General features: G+C 63.3%; 11 protein-coding genes. 5 read left to right on the top strand and 6 right to left on the bottom strand.

The features are described from left to right. On the bottom strand, positions 1–484 hold a 484-nt coding region (locus AC1DYM_RS22460), incomplete at its 3' end, for a VOC family protein (protein WP_477342185.1). A gap of 125 nt (positions 485–609) precedes the next feature. Between AC1DYM_RS22460 and AC1DYM_RS22465 the strand changes: the two genes are divergently transcribed. Beyond that, entirely contained in the window at positions 610–1,251 is a 642-nt protein-coding gene (locus AC1DYM_RS22465; RefSeq protein WP_477342187.1) for a DsbA family oxidoreductase, read from the top strand. A 30-nt stretch (positions 1,252–1,281) separates the two neighbouring features. On the opposite strand, the gene AC1DYM_RS22470 is transcribed toward AC1DYM_RS22465, so the two are convergent. Further along, positions 1,282–2,490, bottom strand: coding sequence for a glycoside hydrolase family 27 protein (locus AC1DYM_RS22470; protein WP_477342189.1), 1,209 nt, complete (start codon positions 2,488–2,490; stop codon positions 1,282–1,284). Between the two features lie 93 nt (positions 2,491–2,583). Here AC1DYM_RS22470 and AC1DYM_RS22475 point away from each other — a divergent pair, with 93 nt between their 5' ends. The 4 genes from AC1DYM_RS22475 to AC1DYM_RS22490 all read left to right on the top strand — a co-directional run bounded on the left by AC1DYM_RS22475 (position 2,584) and on the right by AC1DYM_RS22490 (position 5,592). Further along, on the top strand, positions 2,584–3,063 hold the full coding sequence (locus tag AC1DYM_RS22475) for an N-acetyltransferase family protein (protein ID WP_477342190.1): 480 nt from the start codon (positions 2,584–2,586) through the stop codon (positions 3,061–3,063). 12 nt (positions 3,064–3,075) lie between these two features. Then, on the top strand, positions 3,076–3,462 hold the full coding sequence (locus AC1DYM_RS22480; protein ID WP_477342192.1) for a VOC family protein: 387 nt from the start codon (positions 3,076–3,078) through the stop codon (positions 3,460–3,462). 229 nt (positions 3,463–3,691) lie between these two features. Then, entirely contained in the window at positions 3,692–4,468 is a 777-nt protein-coding gene (locus AC1DYM_RS22485; protein WP_477342194.1) for a hypothetical protein, read from the top strand. A 206-nt stretch (positions 4,469–4,674) separates the two neighbouring features. Further along, a complete protein-coding gene (locus AC1DYM_RS22490; protein ID WP_477342196.1) occupies positions 4,675–5,592 on the top strand; it encodes a cupin-like domain-containing protein in 918 nt (305 codons plus the stop codon). Here the strand turns inward: AC1DYM_RS22490 and AC1DYM_RS22495 are convergent, their stop codons facing one another. The 4 genes from AC1DYM_RS22495 to AC1DYM_RS22510 all read right to left on the bottom strand — a co-directional run bounded on the left by AC1DYM_RS22495 (position 5,593) and on the right by AC1DYM_RS22510 (position 10,668). Further along, positions 5,593–7,545, bottom strand: a complete 1,953-nt coding sequence (locus tag AC1DYM_RS22495) for an FTR1 family protein (RefSeq protein ID WP_477342198.1) — start codon at positions 7,543–7,545, stop codon at positions 5,593–5,595. Positions 7,546–7,614: 69 nt separating this feature from the next. Then, positions 7,615–8,265: a DUF3313 domain-containing protein gene (locus AC1DYM_RS22500; protein WP_477342199.1), complete on the bottom strand. Its 651-nt coding sequence runs from the start codon at positions 8,263–8,265 to the stop codon at positions 7,615–7,617. Between the two features lie 193 nt (positions 8,266–8,458). Beyond that, entirely contained in the window at positions 8,459–8,644 is a 186-nt protein-coding gene (locus AC1DYM_RS22505; RefSeq protein ID WP_477342201.1) for a hypothetical protein, read from the bottom strand. A 110-nt stretch (positions 8,645–8,754) separates the two neighbouring features. Further along, on the bottom strand, positions 8,755–10,668 hold the full coding sequence (locus AC1DYM_RS22510) for a glycoside hydrolase family 76 protein (protein ID WP_477342203.1): 1,914 nt from the start codon (positions 10,666–10,668) through the stop codon (positions 8,755–8,757). Positions 10,669–10,985: the final 317 nt, after the last annotated feature.

Below are 10,985 nucleotides of genomic sequence, written 5' to 3' on the forward strand. Positions count from 1 at the left end.
GCGTAATCTCCTGCAGGAACCACTCGTTCCCATCCGGATCGCTGAAGCGGGCGAAGGACCCATAGCTCTTCCGCTCCGGATTGAGCCCGATCACATCCCGAGAGCCATCCGCGCGATGGAAGATGCCGCCGGCATCATGAAACGGCTCGCTGACGTCCACGCCTCGGGAAAGAAGCTCGGCACGCGCCGCCGCCAGATCCCGAACCACCAGGTAGAGCCCCCGCGCCGTTCCAGCCGACGCCGAGGTCAGATTGCTGCCCATCATCACCGAGCACCCTGAGCCGGGCGGGGTGAACTGGATGACGCGGAACCCGTCGGGGGCGGGGAAGTCGGCGTCGAGGCGCCATCCCAGGTTCGCGTAGAACTGCTTCGCGCGGTCCACGTCGGTGACGGGGACGACCACGATTTCCAGGGTCATGTCGAAGGGTAGCGGACGCGGCGATTCGGATGCGCTCATGGTGGGCAGTTCCTGGTCGGAGGACATTGATTTCCCTGGACTTCGATCATACGTAGGCGGTAACGCCGCCATCTTGCAGCGAACTATCGTTCATGGGCGCCCCGTGCACCCGTCATCCTCATCGCCAAGGTTCTCGCCCCATGCCTCAGAAAATGAAAATCGACTTTGTCTCGGATATTGCTTGCCCGTGGTGCGTGATCGGCCTGGGTGGCCTCGAGCAGGCGCTCGACAAGCTGCACGATGTGATCGAGCCGGAGATCACCTTCCATCCGTTCGAACTGAATCCGAACATGGTCGCGGGCGGCGAGAACATGGTCGAGCATGTTGTCGCGAAGTACCGCATTCCGGCTGATGAAGCGCGGGTCAATCGCGAACGCATCAAGGCACGCGCGGCGGCCGTCGGCTTCACCATGAATACCTCGGATGCGAGCCGCATCTACAACACGTTCGACGCGCATCGCCTGATCGCGTGGGCGGGCTCACACGGTAAGCAGCATGCGCTCAAGCGGCAGCTGTTCACCGTGAACTTCACCGATCAGACCGATCCGGGCAACCACGACACCCTGGTCGCGGCAGCCGAGAAGGTCGGGCTCGACCCGGTCGAAGCACGCGCGGTACTCGAGTCGGACCGCTATGCCGAAGAGGTCCGTCGCGACGAGAAGCTGTGGCAGAGCCGCGGCATCACCGGCGTGCCGGCCGTGATCGTCAACGACCAGTACCTGATCTCGGGCGGCCAGCCGCCGGAAGAGTTTGAGCGCCAACTGCGCCAGATCGCAGCGGAGAGTGCAGCCTGACGCGGCGAGGCTCGCCTCCGGCCCATCAACTCAAGGGGCGATGCGAACCATCGCCACCCCGTGGCGGGGCAGCGTCGCTTCAAACGGACGCTGCGTATCGACAGCGGCGTGACGCCATAGGTCACGGGCACCGGTGGGATGCGCGAACCGATCGCCTAGCTTGTGCCACGACCAGCGAACCGTGGTCGACTCACCGCGATTGAAGAAGCCGACGACGATCGATCCGTCGGCCATGTCGCGCACCAGTACTTCGACATCGCCCTGGCGTTCGAGGCGCCTTGCCGGATGCCCGGCCGGGTCCTGATCGACGGCGATCACCTCGCGGTTGAGCAGGATGTCCTTCGTGGTGGCGTCCATCGTGCGCAGATCGTTACCAGCGAGCAGCGGCGCCGGAAGCAGCGACCACAGGCTCATCTGGGTCCGGTATTCGTCGGCCGTCATGCCACCGTTACCGATCTCCAGCATGTCCGGGTCGGACCAATGGCCCGGACCCGACCACGCGCTGAGGTCCAGCTGGCGGAAGCCGCGCTGCGACATCGATTCCCAGGTGTCGCTGATGTCCGGTGTCGTGCGCCACAGGTTGGCGCCGGTCTGCGGACCCCAGCGCCAGATATCGAAGTCGCCCGATTGCGAGAGGCTGTAGACCACCGGCCGTCCCGCCTTGCGCAGGGCCTCGCCCATCTTGCGGAAGAGCATCTCCTGGTTGCGTTGCGTCACCGGGTAGAGGTCGCGCGCTCCGCAATAGTCGTACTTCAGGTAATCGACGCCCCAGCTGGCAAACCGGCGGGCGTCCTGATCCTCGTGTCCGTGGCTACCCTCGAAGCCTGCACACGTCKTCGCGCCGGGCGACGAATAGAGACCAAGCTTCATGCCGCGCGCATGCACGTAGTCGGCGAGTGCTTTCATGTCGCCGAACTTGTCATTGGTCTCGATATCGCCCACCGCGTTGCGCTTGCCCTCCCAGGTGTCGTCGATATTGACGTAGACATAGCCCGCGTCCCGCATGCCATTGGCCACCATCGCATCGGCCATGGCGCGGACATCCGCGGCGGTGATCCGGCCGGCGAAGTGGTTCCAGCTGTTCCAGCCCATCGGCGGTGTCGCCGCCAGGCCGTTGGCTGCGACCGGGCCGACGGCCGCGGGTTCTGGCGACTCAGCGGCCCGGCTCACGCCCGCGACGGAGAGGGAAACGGCAGCCAGCACGGTGACAACGGCACGAGAGCAGGTGGGGAGCGGCACGGTATCGATCCAGGACGCGAAACCCCGGATGGTAACCGGGTTGCCTCGTGGCCTACGATAGCGGCTCCCCAGGACGTTCGAACCGGAGTTGCTGTGGACACATCCGAAGCCTCGCCCGACCGCCTCAGCGTTCGTTCCCTCGAACCCCGTGACCGCGAGGCATGGCAGGTCCTCTGGGACGGCTACAACGCCTTCTACGGCCGCGAAGGCGCCACAGCCTTGCCGGATGAGATCACCGAGGTCACCTGGACCCGCTTCTCCGATGGCTACGAGCCGATGTACGCCGTGGTGGCGGAGCAGGGCGGTGAGCTGCTCGGACTCGCCCATTTTCTCCTGCATCGCAGCACCACGCAGATCAAACCGAACTGCTATCTGCAGGATGTCTTCACGATGCCGGAAGCGAGAGGCAAAGGCGTCGCCCGTGCGCTCATCGAAGACGTCTACGCACGCGCCACGGCGCTCGGTGCGGCGCGCGTTTACTGGCAGACCCACGAGACGAATACGACCGCCATGGTTCTCTACGACAAGGTGGCCGAGAAATCCGGATTCATCGTCTACAAGAAACTGTTGTGATGGGAGACTGACATGAAACGAGTCACAGGCATCGGCGGTATCTTCTTCCAGGCACGCGATCCAGCGGCGTTGACCGCCTGGTACAGGAAGCATCTCGGCATCGATGTGAAGCCTTGGGGAGGCGCCGCGTTCGACTGGACCGATGACGCAGGCAAGCCCACGGGCGGAACGACGGCCTGGTCCATCGGCAAGGCGGATGGCGATCAGTTCGCGCCGAGCACCGCGCCTTTCATGGTCAATTACCGCGTCGCCGATCTACATGCCTTGCTTCAGGCGTTGCGCGACGAAGGCTGCGAGGTGCTCGAGAAGACCGACGAGTCCGAATACGGCAAGTTCGGTTGGGTCATGGACCCTGAGGGAAACAAGGTGGAGCTGTGGGAGCCGCCCGAGGGCGGTTGAGTACGAGACGATTTTCCAAAGAAGGGCAAAATCTGGTGAGGTTAGGATCTGTGTCAATTCGATAGCAGCCTCCCTGGCTTTGCACAGAGCGGAGCGGCTCTTACGGGATGTCCGACGTAGCCGTGTGATCCGGGAATAAAGGGGTGTCGCGATAACTTGCGATATTGCCGGGCCGCCTGGAGCCACGTAAGGTTTGCTGGCAAGCTGACAAGCACACCCAGGGGATGTCGTGGAAGATTGGCGCGCGTTCGAGGAAGAGGTCCGGCACGTTTACCAGGCGCTGGCGAATCAGAAAGGCGAGGGGATGCTGGTCGCGCAGAATGCGCGCCTCAAAGGCCGCTCCGGAACGTTCCATCAGGTCGATGTCTACTATGAGTTCGAGCGCGACGGTGTTCGCTACAAGGTCGCCATCGAGTGTGCGGATACGAAGCTGCCTGTCGACAAGGGTCGTGTCGGTGACTTCGCGTTTCGGCTGAGCGACATTGGCAACATCCTCGGCGTGGTCGTATCTCGTGGCGGGTATCAGCTCGGCGCGGATACGCTTGCGGGTCAATACGGCATCGAACTCCTGCAACCTCAGGACTTGCCCTTGATCGGCAAGTTGCTCGCCAGGCAGATGGCGGTCGTGTCGTTGCCCGACGAAACATCGGTGGGGCAACCGTTCTGGACCGTCATGGAACTCCGCGACGGCAAGACGACCGGCGGCTTCTACGCCACCGAGCAACCCGGTACCACCCGCCGTCACATCCCGCTCCTGTACAGCAGGGGACACGCGGAGCGCATCGTGCGCGAAGGTCGCCTGGATCCCTTGCAATGGGGTGTCAGAGGCTTGCCCAGGTCCGCGCTACCCGCGTTCGTCCAGACCCTCGACGCTCTCGAAAAACAAGACGGCGGAGCGGTGGTTCTGTTCCTTCCGCCTGCTGCACGAGGCGATGCGGATTTCATCGCGATGCCCATCACGAAGGCGCAGTTGGCCGATCAATACGGTGTCGCAGCGGTGGCTTAGTCGAGGGCGGGAAATCAGCCATAAGTCGATGATTTTTCGCGCCGAGCGCGCAAGCTATCCCGTTGATATCGCAAGATATTGCGAATCTTTCTCGTCTTTTTGGCCTAGGCCGAAAGCCGAGCGGAGACGGCGTGTTTGCAGGGGTATAACGACCTAGGCAGGTAACCCCCTCGCACACGTTGCGCAGGCAAATAAGGTGGCAGTCCATGACGCCCTCTAGCCCTCCGATGATTACGATGGATTGGGATGCGTTCGATCCCTGGCGCGTCACACCGCTGACGCACACGTTCACCGATCACCCGCTGTTACAACGCGATGCCCTGGTCGAACTCGGCAAGCGTTGTCGCGGCACGAACCGCTGGTACAGCTTCAACGATGGCGTGACTGCCGGCACGGACTTCGATGCCGCGGCATCGCTCTACCCGAGCAGTCGCTCCGCCGTCGACTCGCTGCGCGCTATCGAAAATGCAAAAGCCTGGGTGCTCCTTCGACACATCCAGGCCGACCCCACGTATCGATCCCTGGTCGACCTGGCCTTCGAACCGATCCAGGCAAAGATCGAACAGAAGGATCCGGGTGTGTACTATCGCGCAGGCTGGATATTTTCGGCCTCGGCGCACACCGTTACCCCGTTCCATATCGATCGTAGTCACGTGCTCCTGCTCCAGGTGGCCGGTACGAAAACCGTCTACGTGTGGGACCCCTACGATGCGGAGACGATCGACGATGAGACGCGTGATGCCTTCCACGCGCGGCACGATCTGAGTCACGCACACTGGCGAGAGGAATTCCGCGAGCACGCGCACGTGTTTCAGTTAGCGCCGGGTGAGGGCGTCTACATGCCGCTGACCAGTCCGCACATGGTCGAGACCAGCGATGAGGCATCGACGACGATCAGCTTTACCTACGATACGGCGGCGACGCGTCGCATGGGCAAGGTGCATGTTCTCCGCGACGCACTCAATCGCATCGGTATCCATGCGCCGCCGGTAGGTAAGCATGGTGCCTTCGACGCGGCGGCGTGGCTCGCGTCGTCGGCGTTGGTGGCTGTCGGTGGTCCGGGAGGAAAACCGCCGGCGTGTCCATCGCTACGCCGGCGTTATACGTATGCCGTTGCGGACTGATTAGCGCCGCGGTGCGGCGGACGCTTCTTTCACGGCCTTGCGGTGGTTTGCCCAGAACCCGGCAATCACGGCTGCCACCATGAGGCCCTGTGCTCCGACGCTTTGCCAGGTGGGGAAGAGTCCGATCAGCTCGAGCCGCGGCACACCGCCAAGCGGCCGGATGCCGACGATGCCGGCCTCCTGCAGCGCCGCGATGCCCTTGCCCGCCAGCACGACAGTGAGGACCGCCATCAACCAGGAGCTGTAGTTGAAGAACTTGGCGATCGGCAGGATGCGGCTATACCGAAGCAGCGCCCAGGCGATGATCGCGAGCGCAATGCATGCCGTGGCAGCACCGGCGAGCAAGGCGGCGCCGCTGCCGGGCGTCCATAGCGCGGCGTAGAAGAGGATCGTCTCGAACACCTCGCGATACACCACGATAAAGGCCAGTCCGAACAGGAACCACGCCGAGCGTCCGGACAGGGCGGTGGCCATGCGCGCCTTGATATAGCGCTGCCACTGACCGGCCTGGGACTTGCCGTGCATCCAGATGCCAATCGACAGGAGCACCACGGCTGCGAACACCGAACCGAACCCTTCGGTCAGTTCGCGACTCGCGCCGCTGATGCCGATCAGCCAGGTCGCGACGACCCAGGTGAGGAAGCCAGCGACGAGCGCGCCGGTCCACCCAGCGTGGACGTACGGCATCACTTCCATGCGCTCGGCCTTGCGCAGGAAGGCGATCATCGCGACCACGATGAGCAGCGCTTCCAGCCCTTCGCGGAGAAGAATGGTCGCCGCACCGATGAAGGTGGAAAGCGCGCCACTCGCGTTGGGCGACAGCGCGGTCTCCGCATCGTCCAGCAGATTGCTCAGGACCTGTTCGCGGATCGCGACATCATCGACCGTGGCGCCGTGTTCGATCGCGGCACGGTATTCGCCCATCGACCCTTCGATATGTTCGAGAAGCGTGCTGTCGCGGGTGCCGAGCAAAGGCTCGATCGGTTCGAAACCATCCAGGTAAGCCGACAGCGCCAGCGTGCTTGCGCCGGGTTTGTCGCCTTCACGATAGGCCGCGAGGCTCGCCTTGAGCTTCTCGCGGACGATGGACAGCGACGACGCCGAGACCTTCGGCGCGAGGACCTCCGGATGGCGGCGAAGATAGCCCATGATCTCGTCGGCTTGTTCCTGCCCGATGCGCTTGCCCAGCGCGGACGGTGTCGTGGTGACGAGCGAGGTGAGGTCTGGGACCTCCTTGTGCGTGCCTGCATCGCGTTGCCAGAGTTGCTCACCTGCGGCGGCCACCGGGTCGGGGGTGGCGAAGTGGCCGACGTAAAGTGCGAGCGACCAGCGGTCATCGTCGGACAGGCTGGCGAAGCTTGGCATGGGTGTTCCATCCACACCCTGCGTCACGATCTGGTACAGCGAGAACACGCTGCGCTCGCGTGCGCGATCCTGATCGGTGAAGGCGATGGGCGGGGTCGCGAGGGCTTTCGCAGCCGGGCCGTCGCCATGCCCTGTGGCGCCGTGGCACGCCATGCAGTTCTGCTGGAAGAGTTGCGCACCGTGCGCGAAGTCCGGAACGCGCGCGGGTGCCAGGGGCACGGGGTAGGCAGCCAGCAGGGCTGCAGCGAGACGGTGCGAGGCGTCGGCGACGTCCTTCGGTTCCGACTTCGATGCGATCGCCGCTTTCAGTGCGGCTGATTGCGCCAGAAGCGCGGCCTTGCCCGGTTTCTCCGGCAGGGCCGCGATGTGGGTGGCGACCGTGGCCGCAAATTCCTGCTGCTCGGCGTATTCCGCGGGGCTGGACACGGCTCCATGGTTGACCGCGCCCGCATAGTCCACGGCGATGTAGTCGAGCAGCCGCCAGGCTGTTTGCGCGTCGGCCGCGTAGGGTTCAGCGGCCAGGCATGTCGTCGTAAGCAGGAAAAAGAAGGTGAATCCAGCAAGCCACCGGGTAACGCGGGGGACCATGGTGCGGGCCAGTCGTAGTGAGAATCGTTATCATACAGCAAGGGCGATCCTCACTACTGACGATCCCCATTACTGAAGGTTATCGCTGTCCATACGGCCTCTGAGCCGCGTGCCGGCGGCGTCGAGCACTTTGCCGATGTCGGACCAGGTGAGGTTCTCTTTCTGGATGTCCGCGCCGAGCAGCGGGTCGATCGCCACGGCAATGCGTTTGCCGGAGCCATCGAGCAGCTCCACCTCCAGCGTTGCCGAGGCGATGTTGATGTTCGGACCCGCTGTTGCGGCGTTCTTCGCGGCACCGATCACGAACCCGACCGGCGTGTAGCCGAGGATGCCGCGCTTCTTCTTCTCAGCCATGACGTTGGTGATGGCGATGCGCAGGTGGAGTACGTCGGGCCCGGCGGTGTCGACCACGGGGTAGGTCGGGGCGAGATGCTTGACCAGCGCCTTGCGCAGGTTCTCCGTCACGGCGGAGAGTTCGTTTGGATCGATGCCCTGGTAGGTGGAGTCCTTGGAGTACCACACGAGAATCGGGTCGATCTGGACCTTGGTCAGCCCCTTCAGGCTGCCGCCGGGTGCCAGGTAGATGAAAGAGCCCGGATGGCGTGCATCCGGCTGCAAGGGCGGATAGGAATCGAGRAATCCGCTTTGTGGCGGCACGGCCGCGGCGGTGGCCAGCGTAAGGACGAGCAGGCCGAGAAGAACGGACAGGGAGGGACGCATGGGGAACTCCTTGCTGGCTCACGGCGTCGTTGTGTCGCCGACTGTCATCCAGCTTAGAGAAGCCCGCTGCGTCCCGACCCGGTAGGACTACCTAGGCGAAAGTGCGTAAGAGTTCGGGTGCCTGGGTATGCTTCATTAAAAAAGGCCTTCCCGTGTTGCAACGGGAAGGCCTGTGTCATTCGAGCCGTCTTGATCAGGCTGGCACGCAGCGCCAGGTGGCCTTACCGTTGATGACGCCTACGAACTGGGCGACTTGTCCATCCGGACACACGGGCGCATTGCTACGACCATGATTGAGATCGGTGCGTGTGCCGATGCCGGTGGCGTTGGCGGATACGGCGGCAGCGATCAGAACCAAACCAACGAATACGATCTTCATATCGACGTCTCCCTCGTGGCTGTGAAAATCCTTGTTGGCTTTACTCTGGGTCGGAGCCGCTTGCAACTATTTGCCGTTATTGCCCGTGACACGTACGCCGCCTCGTCGAGCTATTCGACGATAATCGCCGTCACGTGATACACGCGCCCGCCCCAGCCATCGTTGGGGAAGGCATCCGACACCTTCAGGTAAACCGGTTTGGAGCCGTCAGCGGCGGCGCCGAGATACGGCGTCAGGTCGATGCTTCGATCGGCCTTGTTCGAGCCATCGGTGACGGACTGCGTCTCTTGCAACACGGTGGTCCAATGCTCGTTATCGGTGCTGGCCTGCACCAGGAATTCCGCATCGATGGTCAGGGTGACGTGCGCCGAAGTGGTGTCGGCCGGGAAGGGGAATCGATAGGTGAAGTGCGCATTGCCGTCGGCAAAGCGATTCCGCACGCCATTGCTCTGCGACCCGCCGGCATCGAACAGCCACGGGCTTTCATTCACGGTGCCGGTATCGAAATCGATGGTGTGCGCCACCAGCACGTCGGCCTGGGTCGTGAAGCGCAACCCAGCGGCCAACAGGTTGACGGTGACGAGATGATGCCCATCCGTCGCCGCCGCTGGCACGGTGATTTTCAGGGGTTGAGTCGTGCTGACAGGGAGTGCGTTGCCGCGCGGCTGCAAACGGAGGAGGGCGGCGCGTGGCGATGCGCTCCATCCCGCGGGTGCATCGACGGAAGCGATCGCGAGCAAGGGAAAGTAACCGGTCGCCGATGCGCCAAGCTCGAGGGGAACGCTGGTGATACCCAACGCGGCCGGCATGACCACTGGCTGTGCAGGCGATAACGTCCCCGCCAGGGATGCCAGTGGCGTCAGCGTCGGCACGCCGCCAATCAGGGCACTGAGGGCGCTCGCCTGTGTGCGCCAGTCGAATACGTTGGGGTGGTCGTCGTCGGTCGCCCCCGACCAGCGTGTGCCGAGTCGGCCGGCGGCATCGCGGTCGTTCTCCCACAGGTTGTTGGCTTGCTGGTCGAGGAAGGCTGCGTAACGGCGCTCGTGCGTGGTGTCGACGAGATCGGTCCAATAGCGCATGAAAATGCCCTTGAACTGCTTGGCGTTGTCGTCGCAGGTCTGATCGGACGCGTCGCAGGTTTCGCTCAGGACGCCGTCGGTCACCAGCGCATCGGGGCCGATCGCGGCATCGGCGAGGCGCTTTACAGACGTGAGGATCTGCGGATCCCGTGTGGCGCGCCACAGCTCCAGGCCGGCGCCGATGGCCAGGCCCTGGTTGTAAGTCCACACGTTCTGGCCATTGTTGGTACATGCGTTGGTCAGGCCGTCGTTGACCAGGCCGTTGGCATTGATCATCCCGCTGCCCTGGAACCACGTCCATGCTGTCCTGGACCGACCCAGCCACAGCGTGTCGCCGGGAATCCGGTTGTGCAGTTCGGCGGTGAGGCGGATCCAGAGGCCGTTGACGATGGCGTTCTTGTACGTACGCTCGCCATCCCACCAGACACCGCCGCCACAGGTTCCGGTGTCCCAATAGCCGTTGACATAGTTGGCAATGGTCACCGCCATGTTGAGGTACTTCGGGTCGCGGGTCAGGTCATAGGCCTGCAACCAGGTAAGGCCCCACCACTCGGAGTCGTCGATGGCGCGGCTGGTGAAATTGCCCAGCAGCGGATCGCCGGACAGCACGCCCGCCGGGAACACGCCTTTGTCTTTTTCGAAGGTGTTGTTCAGTTGACCGAGATAGCGGCGGTCGCCGGTGCGCTGCATGTAGTCGCCGATGGTTTGCAGCGCGACGGCAGAGTTCCACCAGCTGGAAGGAAACCAGGCCTTGTCCGGTTCATAGGAACTCATCAACACATCGGCGGCGACCCGGGCGCGCGCCATGGCCGTCGGACCGTCACCTTGTCGCGAGGGCGAAGGAGTCTGTTCGGCGGCAGCCGAAGGGAAGGAGACGGCCATGACCGTCAGGCTGGCGACGGCCAGCAGGTTACGAACGCGTATGCGCAGTGCGCCAGGCTTCATGATCGGAAGCGCTCCTCTGGGAAACCCACGAAGGTCCAATTTAGACGTCTAAATTGGCGAATGGATCGTGCGAATCGGGGGAGTGTTGCAGAGCCGAGTCCATGAAAGTGAGAACCAGGTCAAGGCAATGGTGCCCGCGTCACTGTTCGTCGAAGCATGGCGTGCAAATGCTGCGCCGCAGCTTGCGAACATATAATCATTAAATACTACAATTGAATCGTTCGGGGACTTTATGGATTTTCGACAGGCGCCTGACGACAGGCGTCTCCTTCGTCTGCAAGGGAGTGTCGCACCATGCGTTTTCACACGGCTTCGCC

It is taken from the genome of Luteibacter sp. P1_D3 (genome assembly GCF_056406135.1).

What these genes read in the sequence shown, in the direction of transcription:
- AC1DYM_RS22465 (WP_477342187.1), top strand. Translation starts at nt 610, where the DNA reads ATGAAAATCGACTTTGTCTCGGATATTGCTTGCCCGTGGTGCGTGATC.
- AC1DYM_RS22480 (WP_477342192.1), top strand. Translation starts at nt 3,076, where the DNA reads ATGAAACGAGTCACAGGCATCGGCGGTATCTTCTTCCAGGCACGCGAT.
- AC1DYM_RS22490 (WP_477342196.1), top strand. Translation starts at nt 4,675, where the DNA reads ATGACGCCCTCTAGCCCTCCGATGATTACGATGGATTGGGATGCGTTC.
- AC1DYM_RS22495 (WP_477342198.1), bottom strand. Translation starts at nt 7,545, where the DNA reads ATGGTCCCCCGCGTTACCCGGTGGCTTGCTGGATTCACCTTCTTTTTC.
- AC1DYM_RS22505 (WP_477342201.1), bottom strand. Translation starts at nt 8,644, where the DNA reads ATGAAGATCGTATTCGTTGGTTTGGTTCTGATCGCTGCCGCCGTATCC.
- AC1DYM_RS22510 (WP_477342203.1), bottom strand. Translation starts at nt 10,668, where the DNA reads ATGAAGCCTGGCGCACTGCGCATACGCGTTCGTAACCTGCTGGCCGTC.